We start from the raw sequence: 18,244 nt of genomic DNA, 5'->3' as shown, positions 1-18,244 counted from the left end.
TTTTTCGTCCGAATTTTGAGCTGTTTATGCATTAATTATAATAAGTATATTAGAAAAGGTGAGAGCATGATTAAATCGTATAACAAACAACGAGGAATAGTGTTGTTTTTCTCATTGATTATATTAGTCATTATGACATTGATAGGTGTCGCATTAGCGGTTAATTCAACTCAATCCCTTAGAATGTCGGGGGCTGGTGCTGAACGTATAGAGGCGATGGCATCCGCGCACGGTGCTCAAGACAAAACAATTTCTGCTAACTCGGGGACGACCATGTCGATGATGACCGCTGTCTCAACAACAGTAGATAATGATTTGGGTGTCACCAACACCATTACACCAATGAATGTTGTTGATGTGGATTGCCAACGAAGTCCAAAAGCGAACTCGGGAACGGCAATCAAGTGTCGTCGTTTTGAAGTTTCCAGTGTAGCAACATTTGGACGCAGCGATATGGGACGAGTTACTGTCGTCGTCGGTATTGAACAACAAGTGACAGCAGGGAGTTAGTCATGTTTGTAAAAAAATTATTATATACGTTACTTTTTGCCATATTGGCATACTCATCAATTAGCTTCGCCGATGACACCGAATTATACGTGCTTGAGTCAACAGCGAGAACTGGCTCTAAACCGCAAGTGCTAATTATTTTTGATACATCAGGGAGTATGGATACTAATTTTTATACAGATGTACCTTACGAGCGTGGTAATGAGAATGTCAATAATAGTGGACGTTTAAAGAAGAATACTAAATTATTTTTTACACGTAGCACTAGCAGTATACCATTGGCATCCAGTGAACAATATTTTTTGAATGAAAAAAATGGATGTGATGTAGGAGAAAAATATTTAGAAGATTATGGTATGTTTACTGGCTATATACGGGAACATAAATATATAGGTGACAACGGTGAGTGGTCCGAATTACCATTAACCGATGGAACTAGCATTCAATATACAGATTGTTATGAAGACATTGCAGAAAGAGATTATATTAACCGTGCTGTAGGCAACGGTTTTCCTGTTGACGGTTTAGGCACTTCAGCTGACCCTATAAGATATACATCTATAAATTCATCTTCAACCACGGAACAGATTGACGAGGCAATCGCTACAGCAAAGCTAACCAATTTTGGTATCGGCCAGCCCATTACACTGTTCACTGAGAAATATGTAAATTGGTATCATAGCACTAAAGAGCAGCATTCTTATTCGCGAACAGAAGTAGCAAAACGTGTTATAGAAGATACTATTGTTACAACTCCTGGTGTTGATTTTGGTTTGTCAGTGTTTAACTTTGATGATGGCGGCCGTATTGTTTATGGTATTACGCCCAATAATGAGACTAACAAGCCCAGTTTACTTTCAACAATTGGTTCACTTCCCGCTAACACTTGGACGCCATTATGTGAAAGTCTTTATGAGGCTTATCATTACTTTGCAGGGGGAAGTGTTTTTTATGGCAATGATGACCCCTCTAGAACGCCTTATAGAGATACCTCAGTAGAGGATAGTGGAAGTTATATCTCTCCATTTGTGGGTAAACAATGTCAAGACAAAGCTTATGTTATTTACATTACTGATGGGGCGCCCACGAGAGATAATGGCGCAGATAATTTAGTTAAAAATCTTTCTGGTATTTCTGATTCAGATAAATACTCTGGTAGTTTCTTGCCCGCGCTTGCTGGTTGGATAAATAACAATGATGTCAATACCAGCCTTGATGGCACTCAAACAGTATCTACCTACACCATCGGTTTTGGGTCTGATGCAAGTTCAGTCGCGGCTATTTTGCAAGAAACAGCGACTCGTGGTGGTGGGGCTACATACTCTGCTGCTAATGCTCAAAAATTACAAGAAGCATTACAATCCATTTTCTCAAATATATTAGAAACAAATTCTAGTTTTACTTCCCCTTCCATTGCGAGTAATAATTTTGATAGAACGCAGACACTCGAGTCCGTGTACTATGCTATGTTTTTACCCAATGAAGGCCCTCGCTGGGTGGGGAACCTTAAAAAGTTTACTGTTACAGGTTCTGGTGATGTTGTCGATAAGAATGGTGATAATGCCATAGATGATGATGGAAACTTAGCCTCTTCGGCATGTTCATATTGGACTGATAATTCAGTCTGTAGCGCAACTAGTGGCGGAGGTGATGGTAATAATGTCGAAATTGGTGGCACCTTAACCAAGCTTCAAAATACCCCCAATAGGACTCTATACGGTAACTTTGGTAGTGATGGTTCCTTAACAGCATTTACTAAATCAAATGCAGCAAGCAGTCCCGGCATTACTAGTGAAGCGTCATTGGCAACCTTTATGGGGGTAGATACAACCGAATTGACCAAATTATTCGATTGGGCTAAGGGCATCGATGTTGATGATGAGGACAAAGACGGTTCAACAACAGATAAACGCTTAGATATTATGGGGGACCCATTACATTCAAAACCCCTTGCCATTAATTATGGTACAGAAGGATCACCTGATGTAAGAGTTCTGCTTGGCACCAATGCTGGCTTTTTGCATATGTTTAAAGATAACGGCAGCACTGTTGAAGAGTCTTGGGCCTTTATGCCACAAGACTTGTTACCAAACTTACGAGAGCTTAGAGCCAACGTTCCTACTGGTGTTCATTCGGTTTATGGTATAGACAGTTCGCCAGTATCTTATATCAAGAGAAGTGCATCTGGAGCCGTGGAGAAAGCGTGGTTGTTTTTTGGGATGCGTCGAGGGGGGAAATCTTATTATGCACTCAATATTACTAATCCAGATTCTCCCTCGTTTATGTGGAAAGTTGATCCTGGTTCATCTGGAATGGCAGACATGGGACAATCTTGGGCTGAACCTGTCGTTGCGCTTATTCCAGGTGTGCCTGCTGGGAATACATCAGCAGATACTGCCTCACCAGTGATCATCATCGGAGGGGGTTATAATCCTTCCACTAAAGATGGTTCTAGCGTTGGTACAGATGATACGACTGGTCGAAGTGTTTATGTGTTAAATGCTGAAACAGGTGCTTTAGTGCATCAATTTGGAACATCCACTGGAAGCAACAAAACCACACTACCTAGTATTGTTGATAGTATCCCTAATAGTGTTGCAATTTTAGACAGTAATAATGATGGTCTAACCGATAGAATATATGCTACGGATACAGGCGCGAATATTTGGCGTATGGATATGCCCGGTGCTTCGCCTAGTGATTCCACTAATCCTTGGACAGCATTTAAATTTGCTAGCTTAGGTGGAACTTCACAGTCAACTGACCGACGTTTTTTTGCTGAACCAGCCGTGGCGCAAACTGTTTTTACCAATATTACACAAGTAAGTGTCACCGACTCGTCTGATAATACGACTACAAGTTTAACGTATCAGAACGTTCCCTATGATGCCGTGACGGTAGGTAGCGGGAATCGACCACATCCATTAGATACTTCTCGATCTGATAAGTTTTTTGTGCTTCAAGATCGTAATGTGACGACTAAGTCATTCACAGGTGGTACAGGGAAAGAAATCCCTACTGCGTTAGAACTAGCAAATTTATATAATGTATCTTCTACACCACCGACATCAGAAGATGACAATATTGAATTTGGTACTAAACGTGGTTGGTATTATAACTTTGCTTCATCAGGTGAAAAAAGTTTATCTGCCTCAACAATTATTCAAGGTAAGGTGTATTTTACTTCCTATGTTCCAGGAGATAACTCCTCAGCTAATCAATGCCTAGTAACTGGTCAAGGCCGCCTATATGGTTTTGATTTACATACTGGGACTCGTTCTTACACCCAAGAATATTTAGAAATGGGTGCTCGTGTACCAGATACGCCGCAATTGGTTATCCCGCCAAATGATGTTACGGATGACGACGATGACGACGATGATGACAATGATGACGGTAATTCCGGCAAGAGTTACATGTATTTAATTGGTATTGGTGCCGCTGGCGATGAAATGGAAAAAGTTGACGATACTGGTAGTGATGGGTGTGCCGAAGGTGATAATAAATGTATTGGTAGTGGACCTGGTGCCAATAAAATTTATTTTCATATTGATGAATAAAAAATGGATATTATGACTAAAATGGATGTTGCTAATAAAAAAAATATGAATAATCAAAATGGATTTACATTAATTGAAGTGATGATAACGGTTGTTATCGTTGGGATTTTAGCTTCAATTGCGTATCCAAGTTATACTCAATTTGTTGCCAAAGGTGCTCGTGGTGATGGTTTAGCTGGTGTTATGCGTGTTGCAAACTTGCAAGAACAATACTATCTAGATCATCGTAACTTTACTGCTGATATGACTAAACTTGGTTTAGCTACAGATCCTTGGATTGTTGAAAATACCTATTATAAGGTTGATACAACCTTGAGTGGAGATGATTACACCGTGACAGCTACTGCGGTTGGAGTACAAGCGACTCGTGATACGGCTTGTGCAACGATATCGTTAACCTCAACGGGTGCTAAGTCACCTACGGAGTGTTGGAAATGAAAATAACAATAATGTTAATTAGTGCTCTCTCCCTTTGCATTAGTTTAAGCGCTTTAGCAGTCGAAGAGGGTACTGTACTCACGCCTTACAAGTGCCATATTGAAACGGCTAATGGTTCAAATATTGCGTTATTTGTTTGGGATGCCACATTAAAAGTTGAGGAGCAAAGTTCATTGCTATCTAAGTATGTATCGACGATAACGGACGAACACCTCAAGGTTAGACGAGTTGTTGAATGTATTACTGAAGATGAAGAATTTAAAGATGTGACTATGCGTGAGTTGGATGAGCAACGAACTTATTAATGTTGCCCATTTATCGACGAAAAAAGGCTTACCTATGTAAGCCTTTTTACTAACTGCAAGTAACGGTGGTGTTAACTTTAGACATTCTACCTGACGAATTTATATTTATGGCCTCAGATGAACTACTGTCTGCGCTGCCAGGGCAATATCGAAAAGTACCACTGTCACCATTTGCCATCATGCCATCAGGGGTATAACTGTATCTTGATAAGTCAGATTTAATAATATCGTTACTATTAAATGCATCGACTTTTCGTAAGACCACATCAGCAATTCCATTCGTTGTATCCATTGTCCCGGTAACGCCATTATCGATAAAAATACTAAAACCTTGGGCCCAATTACTGCCACAAGTTGTAGATGTCATAGGGCAAATAGAAACTCTGCTACCGTAACTAACCGCTTGGCTCCTAGCAAATGTAAATGATGATTCGATGGTGCTAATTGTACTTCTTGATCTCATTCCCTCATAAAGAGAATTCATAGATGGTGCCGCAACAGCAATGAGTATCCCTGCTACTACAACTGTGACCATCAACTCTACTAAGGTAAAACCCGATTGTATTATTTTCATGCGCAAATCCTCTGCTATATAAAGCAGAGTAGCACTAAGCACAGCATAAATTACAGTATTTTATTAGCCATTTCTTAATAGTCCAGATGACTTACTCTATTTCAGATGTAGTTATATCATTCGCGTCTAATTACAGCTTACATTTTATATTTTTCTTTTTTGACATTCTTGCTCGTCCAGCTTGATTAACAATAACGGCTTTCGAATATTGGCTATCCACTTTCCCAGGGCAGTAAGTTAATGTTCCATTAGTACCAGATGCTAATCCGTCAGGTTGAAACCTAATGGCGGGGCGATTGTAATTAATGTGGTCATCTTCATGAAAAGAATCTGTCTGTTGAAGCAAATGGTCATTGCCATCAAGTTGGTTTTTCTGTCCATGGTCAATAAATACACTTAATCCAATGCTCCAGTCTGATGAACACAAATTGTTGGCTAATGGGCAAACGGTCACTCTTGAGCCGTAACTTATTGCCATATTTCTACCCAAGAGGATGGTTTGTTGAATAACTTTAATATTACTATTGGCCCTGATTTGTTCGTTTAAGTCCTTAAATGATGGTATTGCGATAAGATAAAGCAATGCGGCAATCATTGTGGTGATAATGACTTCGATAAGATTGAAGCCTTTGATATGAGTATAATGAGGCATACATGTTCATCCTTAAACGTGGTGGGCTGCGTCCTGCAGTAACATTAAAGGTAGTACAAAAAAACACCAAAAGCTTAGTTGAGAAATATCTTTTCATAAATAAGTAAAATAGCAGCGACAATTGTCTTCGCTTTCAAGTAAGATATTTGTACAAAATTTGATAGCAATAAACGTCAACGCCGACATATGTTTAACCAACAATTTAGCCGATGACAGGAGTATATAATGAAAAAAGTCGAAGCCATTATTAAACCGTTTAAACTTGATGATGTGCGTGAATCACTTGCTGAAATTGGTATTACGGGTATGACAGTATCTGAAGTAAAAGGTTTTGGACGTCAAAAAGGCCATACTGAACTGTATCGTGGTGCTGAATACATGGTTGATTTTTTACCTAAGGTAAAAATTGAGTTGGTTATTCAAGATGAACTTCTTGAACGTGCGATAGATGTGATAGTGGACATTGCCAGAACAGGAAAGATAGGTGACGGTAAAATTTTTGTTACCAATATTGAACGTGTTATTCGTATTCGTACCGGCGAAGAAAACGAAGAAGCAGTATAAGATTCATAAGGGCCCATAAGGGCCTTTTTTTATATTTGTACGTTCTGTTTTATTGACTTAGTTGTGGATGTTAGTTTGCTTCGAGGAATATATGGTGCAACGAATTGTTATCGTGGGTGGTGGGGCTGCTGGGTTAGCGTTGGCTTCTAAATTGGGACGAAAGTTTGGTAAAAATCCGTTAATCGATATTAGTTTGATTGATAAAAATACCGTTCACATTTGGAAACCTAAATTGCATGAGGTTGCCGTTGGTGTAATTGACCAATCAATTGAAGGTTTGCAATATCGAGACCATGGATTAAAGAATGGTTATCGCTATATTCGCGGTGCAATTGAACAGTGTGATCCGAGTACTAAACAAATTCAACTTGCTCCTGTGTATAACGATGAAGGTGAGATGATCATTGCTGCGCGTAATATTGAATACGATACTCTGGTTCTCGCTTTAGGAGGAGTATCAAATAGCTTTAATACACCCGGTGCAGAAAAACATTGTATTTTCTTAGACAGCCTAGACAGTGCCAATCTTTTTCATCATAAGCTTATGGATGCTCTGTTACAGCTTAATGAAACTCAAGACCAGTTAAGTATCGGTATTGTCGGTGCTGGTGCAACAGGCGTAGAGCTTTCCGCTGAGCTCCATCACGTTATTGAGTCAGTGAGAGAGTATGGCTATCAAAATATTTCTAAAGATCATTTAGACATAAACTTGATTGAAGCATCAAGCAAAATCTTGCCACAATTACCCGATCAAGTTAGCTCCAGAGCGCAAACTGTATTGTCAAAGTTAGGCGTAAAATTACATTTGGGTGTGCAAGTTAAAGAAGTGACCAAAGAAGGCTTTGTTACTGCCACGGGTGACACGATTAAAGCCAACATCAAAGTCTGGGCAGCAGGTGTTAAAGGTCCAAAAGTCTTTGAGAGCTTCACTCAACTTCCGATTACGCCACGTAATCAAATCGATGTTGATGAATGTATGCATGTTAAAGGTATAAATGATATTTATGCCTTAGGTGACTGTGCACAATTAATATTACCCTCAGGGAAACCAGTACCGCCACGAGCTCAAGCAGCAGCTCAAATGGCCGATCGCCTTTATGCGAATATCTGTTTAAAAATGAAGCAACAATCTGAAAAGCCTTTTGTTTATAAAGACTATGGTTCATTAGTATCATTGAGTCGTTTTTCTGCCGTTGGTAATCTAATGGGTAACCTCCGCTCGGGAGATTTTTTTGTTGAAGGGCATGTTGCTCGTTTGATGTACATTTCGCTCTATCAGCGTCATTTAGCCAGTTTATATGGCTGGTTTTCCGCCTCTGTATATCGTATTGCGCAAAAATTACTACGCTGGCAACGTCCTAAGCTTAAATTACATTAAATTATAAATTTTATTAGCTCGTTAATTAATAATCCGTACCGTTAATATAAAGTCCTTTTTGAGCAAGAAATCGCCATTTGGGGCTAATTGATGCAATTTAACTTAAATGTACTTGAATTTAAGATTTAACTTGGTAGTTTCAGTTATTAATTATTTGTTAACGTAGCGTATGACAATGATGTTGTACTTATATAATAGAAGATAATCAGTGCTTCAAGGAGCCAAGATGCCTAACCAAATTACATTATTAGAACAAACCAAACATGGTGATTTAAAACTGATCCCAAGTGATTACTCACACATAGCAGAACAACACATTGTGCCAGTAACATTACATGAAATTAATCGTGCTGCTACTGAGTATCCTATCGTATTTGTAAAAAACAGTGACACTAATGAGTTCCAATCAGTGGCTATGTTAGGCTTGAAGCCTGGTCAGAATCTAAGTGTAAAAGACGGTAAATGGCTAGGTTTGTACATTCCTGCTGTTGTTCGTGATTATCCTCTTGGTTTAATTGTAAACCCCGATGTTAAAGACAAAGTATGGATTGGTATTCGTGAGAAAGCTAAAGAAGTGAATAAAACTGAAGGGCAGGCATTGTTTGAAGACGGTAAAGAAACGCCATTTTTAGAAGCGCGTAAGAAAGCCTTAATTAGTCACTATGAACAAGATCAAGCTACACGCGGTATTTTAGGGTATTTAGCTGAAAAAGGATTATTAATAAATCAAACATTAACTGTCGATGTGGCGGGTGAGAAGCGCAATATTAATGGCTTATATCTAATAGATGAAGCTAAATTAAATGAGCTAAGCGATGAAGAATTCATTGAACTGAAAAAGCGTGGTTTACTCGGCCCTATTTATGGTCATTTAGGATCGTTAAACCAAGTTAATCGATTAGCACGTATCGAAGTTCTTGGTAGATAACCCAAATTTTAAATAAAACGGGCACTCATTGAGTGCCCGTTTTATTTTTAGCTTATTAAATTAAATATGTGTCTAATAAATTTTGGATACAAAAAAACCACTCATTGAGTGGTTTTTTTGTTTTTATGGTGCCGGCACCAAGAGTCGAACTCGGGACCTACTGATTACAAGTCAGTTGCTCTACCAACTGAGCTATGCCGGCTAAATTATGGTGCCCGAACCCGGAATCGAACCAGGGACACGAGGATTTTCAATCCTCTGCTCTACCGACTGAGCTATTCGGGCAACTAACTAAGCGTTAGTTATCTACTTCAGACTAGGTATTAACTTGGTAATCAATGCCTGTCTCGTCTGGAGTGCGCACATAATATAGTGATGGTTTTTATCGTGCAAGTGGTTTTTCAAATGTTTTTACTCATTCGCTTAGTTAATGCACAAATAGGTACTTTTTTATCGGTTTATGGTGTTTTTAACACCAAAAGCAACTTTTAGTCACTAATTGTAATTTAGTGAAATCATCGAAGTTAGGTAACCGATTGAATAAAATAGCAGAATAGTCACTAGATAGTTGATAATATTGTTTGTTTTTTGCTCGTAGCATCAATGGCTTTCATTATTGCTTGTGGTCTAGAAGTTCTATTTTTGATAATCAATTAGAGTTGTTGTGCTGATTAATGGTGAGGGTAAAGGATTATGCAGAAATTAGCGTACAAAAATGACTGGTAAACCACGTTAGCCTTAAAATATTTACTGTCTAAATTGATTTTGGTTTGGCTTTTGTTAGCGTTTAATTCAGATAAGTAAAGATAGGTGTTAAGTCATTATAACAATGAACGAACAAACCTTAGATAACACCAAGCCGCTTAGTTAAGCGGCTTGGTTTATAAGTTTAGTCATTAATTATATCAATGCATTATTCATCTTCAGCTGGTGGTACATAGCCTTCGATTTGAACATCTTTACCTTCAAATAAAAAGTGAGTCATTTGCTCTTCAAGAAACTTGCGATCATCAACATTCATCATATTGAGTTTTTTTTCATTAATGAGCATGGTTTGTTTCTTTTGCCATAAGCCCCAAGCTTCTTTACTAATATTATCAAAAATACGCTTACCCAATTCTCCTGGGTATAGCTGAAAATCTAAGCCGTCAGCTGATTTGTTAAGATGTAGACACTGAACTGTGCGAGCCATGATGATTCCTTACTAACGTTAATAACTAATGTGTGACGAAAAGTACGGCTAAATTAGCCAAAATACGTTCTGTGGCGGCTGCCAACCCGACTTTCGCTGGTTGTTCTATGTTATACCAGAGAGCTGAGGTTTGTTCCATGATGCCGCTAGTGAGATCTGGAGATAGTTCAACTAACACAGGTTTAATATCAAGATGAAAGTGACTAAATGTATGTCTAAACCCTGCAAGCCCTTGCTCAGACTCTGTTAAATTATGCAGTGTTAAATAATCATCTAATTCTACTTGTTGTTCAAATTGAGGAAAACACCATAATCCTCCCCATATACCTGCTGGTGGACGTTGAATAAGTTGAACTTTTACTGACTCTTCGCTGTTATCGACTAAAACTAACATAAAAGCCGATTTTTCTGGCGTGACTTTTTTAGGTTTTTTGCCGGGATACAGGCTTTGATTCCCTGTTCTCTGAGCCTCGCAATCAATCGCTACAGGGCAATCTGAACAGTTGGGTTTACTGCGGGTGCAAACACTTGAGCCAATATCCATCATCGCTTGGTTAAACTTTTCAATGTTTTTGCTTGGTGTTAACGAATCGGTTAATTGCCACAATTGTTGTTCAACGTTTTTTTGTCCTGGCCAACCTTCAATAGCACCATGTCGGGCTAATACTCGTTTAACATTACCGTCTAAAATAGGGTGGTGTTGCCCCAGTGATAACGATAATACTGCGCCAGCAGTAGATTTACCTATTCCAGATAAGGCGACGACATCATCAAAATGAGTAGGAAACTCGCCGTTAAAGGTATCGCGAATATGTTGGGCTGCTTTGTGTAAGTTGCGTGCTCTGGCGTAATAACCTAAGCCTGTCCACAAATGCAGCACCTCATCTTGATGAGCATTAGCAAGATCGACAACGCTAGGGAAACGAGCCATAAATTTTTCATAGTATGGAATAACCGTCGCAACTTGAGTTTGTTGGAGCATGATCTCCGATACCCAAACACGATATGGTGTTTTATTGATCTGCCAAGGCAGGGATTTACGACCATGTAGGTCATACCAAGCGATAATGCGCTCAGAAAATGGAGTCATATTTTTCATGGTCGCAGTGTATCCATAGCCATTTTATTACACAAGTAACCGCACTACTTTAAATTTATGTTTTGGCTAAATTAGCGTAAACATGTGCAATGAGTTTAGGTATAATGCGCCACTGAACTTTAATAAATGATCTATTACAGATAGCAATTGCGTATTGTGCTGATAAAGCTAGGTATCCTAGCGCTTAGATACATAAATATTTAGATTTAGTACCACAGCACAAGCAAATACGCAGACAATGAGGCAATAATGAGCGACGTTACCACAGCTGAATTTAACGAAGACGGTAAGTACATTCGTAAAATCAGAAGTTTTGTTCTACGCGAAGGTCGATTAACTAAAGGGCAATCTCAGGCTATTGAAGCTTATTGGCCAACAATGGGCCTTGATTACACTCCACAACCGTTGGATTTAGTCCAAGTGTTTGGTCGCGATGCTGATACCGTTTTGGAAATTGGTTTTGGTATGGGCGCATCATTAGTACAAATGGCCCAAGCAGCTCCAGAGCAAAACTTTATTGGCATCGAAGTTCATAAGCCTGGTATTGGTTCGTGTCTTGCGGATGCTGGTGAAGCTAACGTTACTAATCTACGAATATATCATCATGATGCAATGGAAGTGTTAGAACACAGTATTGCTGATGGCTCTCTTGCGCGAGTGCAATTGTTTTTCCCTGATCCATGGCACAAAAAACGTCATCATAAACGCCGGATTGTACAAGTTGAGTTTGTACAACTCATCCGTCGTAAGCTTAAGATCGGTGGCGTGTTTCACATGGCGACTGATTGGGAAAATTACAGTGAGCATATGTTAGACATAATGAATGCTGCAGAAGGTTATAAAAATCAATCTACAACTGGTACAGTTGTCGAACGTCCAGAGCATCGTCCGCTAACAAAGTTTGAAGCTAGAGGCCACCGACTTGGTCATGGCGTATGGGATATCATGTTTGAGCGTATCGCTTAATCACAACTACACTTTCAACAATTGGAGAATACACCATGGCGCAAAATCGCAGCCGTCGTTTACGTAAAAAATTACGAGTAGATGAGTTTCAAGAACTCGGTTTTGAAATAAACTGGACTTTTGATGAGTCAGTTTCTGAGCAAGATATTGATAATTTGGTTGATCAGTTCCTTATTGAAGTCATCGAACCTCGTGACTTAGGTTTCCACGGTGGTGGACATAAGCAATGGGAAGGCATTATTGCGACCCAAACTATTGGTAAATGTACTGAAGAAGATACAGCTGCAGTTAATGCATTCTGGAAAGACAAGCCAGTATCCGACCTAGAAGTCAGCGAGTTGTTTGATATTTGGTGGGGTTAAGCCAAATTGCCTGAGCAATTATTACTTCAACAAGCGGTCGATAAAGTAAGATCGTTATTGGGTAAAGGCAAGGTTGCAGGATATATTCCTGCTCTTGCCTGTGTTGACCCCAATAAAATTGGCATTGCAGTTACCACCATCGACGGAAACACAATTGGTGCTGGCGATTACCTAGAACCCTTTTCTATTCAAAGTATCTCTAAAGTTTTTAGCCTGACTCAGGCACTTAATTTATATACAGAAGATGAAATTTGGAGTCGTGTGGGTAAAGAACCCTCAGGGCATTCATTTAACTCGCTTGTACAGGTTGAATTAGAACGTGGTAAACCTCGTAACCCTTTTATTAATGCTGGCGCGCTGGTCATTGCCGACTTGTTGCAAGCCCGTTTAGGGGCTCCTAAGCATCGTATGCTTGAGGTGGTACGTCAATTGAGCCAGAACGCGACATTATCCTACGATAAAGTGGTGGCTGATTCTGAGTTCCAGTTCAGCGCACGCAATGCATCTATTGCCTATTTAATGAAATCATTTGGTAATTTTGACGGCGACGTTAATACCGTGCTTAAAAGTTACTTTCATTATTGTGCCTTAAGAATGAATTGCGCTGATTTGTCCCGTGCGATGTTCTATTTGGCCAATAGGGGTAAAACGCTGGATGGCGACAGCTTAGTTTCTCCGGTACAAACTAGGCAACTCAATGCATTACTAGCGACATCCGGTTTATATGATGGCGCCGGCGAGTTTGCATATCGAGTCGGTATGCCGGGTAAAAGTGGTGTTGGAGGCGGTATTATTGCCGTTATCCCTGGCGATATGTCTATTTGCGTCTGGTCTCCTGAACTCGATATTAATGGTAATTCATTGGCGGGCACAGCAATGCTAGAACACTTAAGCCAACAGTTAGGCCGTTCAATTTTTTGATTTCAACCCGCTAAATTAATTATTATTGAGATTCGTAAAATAGACTACTTTTTGGTTTGTTTTACGAATACACTTCCGCAATTGTCCATTCATCAGCTTAATAATCAACTTCATATTAACTTTATTTCATATAAATCATAATCTTACCATTGTTGGCATAACTTGTGCTTTATAACTTTCATATCTGACTTACTTAATTATTGATATTCGTATAGCAAAAGGATTTTTATCATGACCAAGCAAAAATTGATTTGTGGTTTAGCATTAACCAGCATGCTGTTTACCGCGGGAACGCTGACCCCAGCCATGGCAAAAATGTCAATTAATGATGAAAAGTGCAATGTTACATTGAACTATGACGTTACCGTTGAACCAACAAACTTACAGATTAGCGATAACGGAACTGAGAAATATCGCGTTGAATTGGGTCAGTTGTATGTCGATGGTAAAAAGGTCACATTAAATGATAAACAACAGTTGTTATTAACTCAGTATTCTGACGAACTGTCTCGCCAATTACCTGACGTAATTGATTTGGTGGCAGATGTGGTTTCTATGGCATCTCAAGCCGTTAATATGGCGTTAACACCCATATTTGGTGATGCTACAGGTAGCCAAATTGATAAGTTAACCAGCGGCATTCAAAAACGCATCGATACTATGGCTTATCAGCAAGGTGATAAATTTTATTTAGGTTCAACAGATTCTTCAATTGAACATGCATTTAATGAAGAGTTTGAGCAAGAGATAGAACAAATGGTGACGAGCTCAATGGGTTCATTAATGATGACATTAGGCAGCCAGATCATGTCTTCTGAAGGAGGTTCATTTGAAGAGAAAATGAATGCGTTTTCAGTAAAAATGGACAATGTCGGTAAAGATATCGAGCAACAACTAGAGTCACAATCACAAGGGCTGGAGCTACGTGCTAATAAGATTTGTGATAATTTTGAAGGATTATTAGTGTTAGAGAACCAAGTGCGTCAAGCCATCCCTGAACTTGCTCCTTACACTTTAGCTAAGCTAGGCGATTTAAAAGAGTAAGTGTATTTGTTGTGTAAAACAGTCCTTCCTGGACACCCACCTTTCCCCAGTGCTTTTTTAAAGACACTGGGGCTTTTTTTTAGACTTAATTTAGCCATTTTGCCGCTATAGCTAGTGTAGCTTTGTTCTGATAAAAAAATTGTCTATCATAAATATAGAACCATATAGGCTTTATTTGTTATACTCATAAAAACTATAACAATATTACTCCCTACTTTAGATGTGGTTATATTTCGGAATAGTCATTTGTTTGCACTAGTTTGTAAGATTGGTTGGTTTTGGTGTTTATTTCGCTTCAATCATCACAATCACTGAATGCTGATATTGATACTGATGTTTAGCAAGGTATAGTTATTAGCAGTGACAAACAGATATCTGAAATTTTTATTAATGTCGTAACCAGCTTAAGGCGACTTTCATGTTAGAACTGTTAGAACCTATCGCAATTTTTACCCATGTTGCTCGTGCCGGAAGTTTTAGTGCTGCTGCCAGACGTCTTGGCATTTCTAAATCTAAAGTGAGTACTCAAGTTGCAGATCTTGAACATAAACTTGGTGTTCAGCTTATTCAACGTACTACTCGGAGTTTAAGTCTTACTGAAGCCGGTAATTTATTGTACTTGCAAGGTGAAGAATTACTTCGAGATGCAGAACAAGCAGTATCGAGTGTTCACAACTTAAATGATGCTACCCGTGGTGTGTTAAAAGTCGGGATCTCGCAATCCTTTGGCACTATGCATATCATTCCCGCTTTACCGGCGTTTATGGCAAGACATCCAGATCTTGAACTACAAGTCAGTTTGCTTGATCACAAAGTCGATGTTGTTAGCGAAGGCTTAGATTTGTTGTTAACCATGTCAGAGCAATTGCCGCTTGGTATGGTGGCAAGACCGTTAATGAAATGCAATTTCTTACTAGTGGCATCGCCGGGTTATATTGCCCAACATGGTAACATTAGCCGCCCAGAGCAATTAGTTGAACACAATTGTTTGGTGTATCAAGGCGAGTGGCATGAGCACAGTATGTGGCAATTTAAGAAGGGTGAAGACTATTGCGAAATTGGTGTTTCAGGTAATTTCCGTGTCGATAATGCACCAGCGTTAAAATCGGCTGCTGTGAGCGGTTTAGGCATTGTATATTTAGCCAGTTATTTACTGGAAGATGAAATTGCCCAAGGGACATTGGTGCCAATGTTGCCCGATTGGCAGTTGACTCATAATCTTCCATTACAAGCCGTGTATCCTCGCCGCAAACATTTGGCTCCCAAAGTCAGTGCGTTTATTGATTTCATTAAAACGCATATTGGTAGCCCACCATATTGGGATGCAAAGTTCGAGCATTTGTATAAGCTTCGTAAGTAAAAGTGGAAACATTGTTCTTATTTTGAGATAAAGCCACAACCTAGGTTGTGGCTTTATTTTTAATTAATTTAAATCAAAGTCTTACCCTGATTGGGTATCGGTTAGGTGTGACGGTATTAATCAAGCAGTTAGTGATTTATATTTGTTAAATAGTTGAAGTTTGTTCTGATATCAATACAATAGTTAGGAGTTGATTCAAAATGATTTGACCATACGTTTGTTTGAGAAATGACCCCTTTTCAGACAAGCGTACAAATCTGCAAGGTAGCAATTTTTGGATCCGAGTTGGCTATGGTTTTCGAACTAAAATAATGCCAACCTTAAAACCATCACCCTAGTTTATTTGGTTTACCCCAGACTTTGTTCTGGGGTTATTTTTTTTGTGGGAGTTGATAACGTAAAACGGCAACCTAAGGTTGCCGTTTTACGTTAATGCAGATGCTAGTTTAGATCGACTGAACTTGTTTAATCCACTTGTTTACTTGTTCTTCAAGAACATCTAATGGCAATGGACCATTTTTAAGGATTATGGTGTGAAACTCGCGAATATCAAACTTGGCTCCTAGTGTCTTCTTAGCCTGTTCACGTAGCTGAAGTATTTTAATCATTCCTACTTTATACGCTGTTGCTTGTGATGGCATAACAATATGACGTTCGACCATTTTTATCGCATCAGACTCAGCGTTTGGAGTATTCTCAACGTAATAAGTGATTGCTTGTTCTCGTGTCCACTTTTTAGCATGTATCCCAGTATCAACAACTAAACGGCATGCGCGCCATAGTTCCATTGATAAACGGCCAAAGTCAGAGTAAGGATCGGCATACATGCCCATTTCCTTAGGGAAATATTCTGAGTAAAGTCCCCAACCTTCAATATACGCAGTATAACCGCCAAATTTACGGAATTTAGGGATGCCTTGTAGCTCTTGCGCAATGGCAATTTGCATGTGATGCCCAGGGATCCCCTCATGGTAAGCCAGCGCTTCCATTTGATACTTTGGCATTGCGTCCATTTTATACAAATTAGCATAATAGGTTCCCGGACGAGAGCCATCTGGTGCTGGTTGGTCGTAAAATGCTTTACCTGCTGACTTTTCTCTAAAAGCTTCTACTTTTCGTACCACTAATGCTGCTTTAGGCTTAATAGTAAACACTTCGTCTAAACGCGACTCCATGGTATCAATCAGCGACTTGGCTTGAGCTAGATATGCCGTTTTCCCTTCAATGGTGTCTGGATAGTAAAACTGTTTGTCATCACGCATGAAGACAAAAAACTCTTGTAAGGTGCCAGTAAAATGTACCTTTTTCATAATGACCCGCATTTCATCATGAATACGGTTAACTTCAGATAGGCCCAGTTTATGGATAGTCTCTGCGGTCATGTCTGTGGTGGTGGTGCGGGCGAGGGCATTATTGTAAAACGCTTCCCCGTCAGGTAGTTTCCATGCACCATCTTTCTTATCTGCACGCGCTTCAAGTGATTTTGCATAGGTGATTAATTGCTCATAAGCTGGCTTTACCTTAGTAAGCAGAGCTTGCTTCACTTCAGCTAATAAGGCTTGTTTGTTGTCATCACTTATATCAAGTTTTGTTATTTTACGTGTGGCATCAGCCCATAACGCGCTGTCTTTACCCGTATCTGAAAATGGCGCTCCGGAGATAATGTTTTGACTGTCAGAAATCACATAGGCAAATACAAATTTGGGCGCGATGATATGTTTTTTAGCACGAATTTCTAACGAAGTTTCTAATTGCGACATTAGTGTCGGTATTGCATTTAAGCGGCTGATATAAGCTTTTGCATCACTTTCATCGGTAACTTGATGTTGATTAATCAGAAATGAGGCCACTCTTGAATGGACACCGTACATTTGGTTAATCGGATAAGTATGATAACGCCATTTATCATCGCTAATACTGTGCTCCAATCCAGCCTTTAATAATTCAAAACTGAGGGCGGCTTGTTCATTCAACTTGGTGACATCAAGGAGAGTGAGTCTTGTTAGTTGATCTTTACTGCGGGCTAAATCGGCATCGGCAGCGGCATCGGATAAATCATTCCATTTGCCATAGTCTTGTTTGATACCAAGATAAGTTTGGTTAACTGGATTAACCATCACATTTTCCATAAAAATGGCTTCAAACAATGCATTGGCTTTTTCTGACTCAGTTTGTTGGCTGACAGCTGTTGTACTTTCTTGTGGGTTCAACTGCGGTAAATTATTCAAATTTGCAGTGGCTGACGTGCTTAATAAGCTTGATAACGCCAAAGCAACGAGAGTTGTTTTTGTATTTATAGACATTAATTTTTCCCAAAGTACTTAGGGCCTGCAGACCTTTCGATTGTGAAAGATAAACCCTCAGCTGATTATATGGGTATATCCTAATCAA

At 39.4% G+C, this 18,244-nt stretch carries 17 protein-coding genes and 2 tRNA genes; 12 read left to right on the top strand and 7 right to left on the bottom strand.

Annotated features, from left to right (window positions below):
- Positions 1–66 precede the first annotated feature (66 nt).
- The 4 genes from FCN25_RS04125 to FCN25_RS04110 are packed head-to-tail and all read left to right on the top strand — an operon-like array spanning position 67 to position 4,813.
- Entirely contained in the window at positions 67–510 is a 444-nt protein-coding gene (locus FCN25_RS04125) for a PilX N-terminal domain-containing pilus assembly protein (protein ID WP_137222221.1), read from the top strand.
- Positions 511–512: 2 nt separating this feature from the next.
- Complete coding sequence (locus FCN25_RS04120; RefSeq protein WP_137222219.1) at positions 513–4,070, top strand: pilus assembly protein; 3,558 nt, start codon at positions 513–515, stop codon at positions 4,068–4,070.
- A 3-nt stretch (positions 4,071–4,073) separates the two neighbouring features.
- On the top strand, positions 4,074–4,508 hold the full coding sequence (locus tag FCN25_RS04115) for a type IV pilin protein (RefSeq protein WP_302629165.1): 435 nt from the start codon (positions 4,074–4,076) through the stop codon (positions 4,506–4,508).
- Positions 4,505–4,813, top strand: a complete 309-nt coding sequence (locus FCN25_RS04110; RefSeq protein WP_137222216.1) for a TapY2 family type IVa secretion system protein — start codon at positions 4,505–4,507, stop codon at positions 4,811–4,813. Before FCN25_RS04115 ends, FCN25_RS04110 begins: the two co-directional genes overlap by 4 nt.
- A 49-nt stretch (positions 4,814–4,862) precedes the next feature.
- On the opposite strand, the gene FCN25_RS04105 is transcribed toward FCN25_RS04110, so the two are convergent.
- Both FCN25_RS04105 and FCN25_RS04100 read right to left on the bottom strand, forming a co-directional pair.
- Positions 4,863–5,387: a GspH/FimT family pseudopilin gene (locus tag FCN25_RS04105; protein ID WP_137222214.1), complete on the bottom strand. Its 525-nt coding sequence runs from the start codon at positions 5,385–5,387 to the stop codon at positions 4,863–4,865.
- Between the two features lie 130 nt (positions 5,388–5,517).
- Complete coding sequence (locus FCN25_RS04100) at positions 5,518–6,039, bottom strand: GspH/FimT family protein (protein WP_137222212.1); 522 nt, start codon at positions 6,037–6,039, stop codon at positions 5,518–5,520.
- A gap of 225 nt (positions 6,040–6,264) precedes the next feature.
- Between FCN25_RS04100 and FCN25_RS04095 the strand changes: the two genes are divergently transcribed.
- The 3 genes from FCN25_RS04095 (at position 6,265) to FCN25_RS04085 (ending at position 8,909) form a co-directional block, all read left to right on the top strand.
- The gene (locus FCN25_RS04095; RefSeq protein ID WP_137222209.1) at positions 6,265–6,603 is read left to right on the top strand and encodes a P-II family nitrogen regulator; all 339 of its coding nucleotides are present in this window, start codon (positions 6,265–6,267) and stop codon (positions 6,601–6,603) included.
- A 91-nt stretch (positions 6,604–6,694) separates the two neighbouring features.
- The gene (locus tag FCN25_RS04090; RefSeq protein ID WP_137222207.1) at positions 6,695–7,981 is read left to right on the top strand and encodes an NAD(P)/FAD-dependent oxidoreductase; all 1,287 of its coding nucleotides are present in this window, start codon (positions 6,695–6,697) and stop codon (positions 7,979–7,981) included.
- Between the two features lie 226 nt (positions 7,982–8,207).
- Positions 8,208–8,909 carry a SapC family protein gene (locus FCN25_RS04085; RefSeq protein WP_137222205.1) on the top strand — a complete coding sequence of 234 codons (702 nt, stop codon included), beginning with the start codon at positions 8,208–8,210 and terminating at the stop codon, positions 8,907–8,909.
- 126 nt (positions 8,910–9,035) lie between these two features.
- On the opposite strand, the gene FCN25_RS04080 is transcribed toward FCN25_RS04085, so the two are convergent.
- From FCN25_RS04080 to mutY, 4 genes are all read right to left on the bottom strand, one after another.
- Positions 9,036–9,111: transfer RNA gene (locus FCN25_RS04080), tRNA-Thr, on the bottom strand.
- A gap of 7 nt (positions 9,112–9,118) precedes the next feature.
- Positions 9,119–9,194 (bottom strand) — tRNA-Phe (locus FCN25_RS04075).
- Between the two features lie 628 nt (positions 9,195–9,822).
- On the bottom strand, positions 9,823–10,101 hold the full coding sequence (locus FCN25_RS04070; protein ID WP_137222203.1) for an oxidative damage protection protein: 279 nt from the start codon (positions 10,099–10,101) through the stop codon (positions 9,823–9,825).
- Between the two features lie 25 nt (positions 10,102–10,126).
- The gene (gene mutY / locus FCN25_RS04065) at positions 10,127–11,200 is read right to left on the bottom strand and encodes an A/G-specific adenine glycosylase (protein ID WP_137222202.1); all 1,074 of its coding nucleotides are present in this window, start codon (positions 11,198–11,200) and stop codon (positions 10,127–10,129) included.
- A gap of 249 nt (positions 11,201–11,449) precedes the next feature.
- Between mutY and trmB the strand changes: the two genes are divergently transcribed.
- The 5 genes from trmB (at position 11,450) to FCN25_RS04040 (ending at position 15,853) form a co-directional block, all read left to right on the top strand.
- Positions 11,450–12,166, top strand: coding sequence for a tRNA (guanosine(46)-N7)-methyltransferase TrmB (trmB, locus tag FCN25_RS04060; protein ID WP_137222200.1), 717 nt, complete (start codon positions 11,450–11,452; stop codon positions 12,164–12,166).
- 35 nt (positions 12,167–12,201) lie between these two features.
- Positions 12,202–12,528, top strand: coding sequence for a YggL family protein (locus FCN25_RS04055; protein WP_137222198.1), 327 nt, complete (start codon positions 12,202–12,204; stop codon positions 12,526–12,528).
- Between the two features lie 6 nt (positions 12,529–12,534).
- Positions 12,535–13,449: a glutaminase B gene (glsB, locus tag FCN25_RS04050; RefSeq protein WP_137222196.1), complete on the top strand. Its 915-nt coding sequence runs from the start codon at positions 12,535–12,537 to the stop codon at positions 13,447–13,449.
- A 231-nt stretch (positions 13,450–13,680) separates the two neighbouring features.
- Complete coding sequence (locus FCN25_RS04045; RefSeq protein ID WP_137222194.1) at positions 13,681–14,493, top strand: YggN family protein; 813 nt, start codon at positions 13,681–13,683, stop codon at positions 14,491–14,493.
- Between the two features lie 418 nt (positions 14,494–14,911).
- Positions 14,912–15,853: a LysR family transcriptional regulator gene (locus FCN25_RS04040; protein ID WP_137222192.1), complete on the top strand. Its 942-nt coding sequence runs from the start codon at positions 14,912–14,914 to the stop codon at positions 15,851–15,853.
- A gap of 446 nt (positions 15,854–16,299) precedes the next feature.
- Here the strand turns inward: FCN25_RS04040 and FCN25_RS04035 are convergent, their stop codons facing one another.
- On the bottom strand, positions 16,300–18,156 hold the full coding sequence (locus tag FCN25_RS04035; protein WP_137222190.1) for a DUF885 family protein: 1,857 nt from the start codon (positions 18,154–18,156) through the stop codon (positions 16,300–16,302).
- Positions 18,157–18,244 lie beyond the last annotated feature (88 nt).

It is taken from the genome of Shewanella sp. MEBiC00475, from assembly GCF_005234075.1.
In the GTDB taxonomy this organism is placed as follows: Bacteria; Pseudomonadota; Gammaproteobacteria; order Enterobacterales; family Shewanellaceae; genus Shewanella; species Shewanella polaris.
The sequence above is the reverse complement of the archived record's forward strand: the minus strand, read 5'-3'. Positions and strand labels throughout refer to the sequence as shown.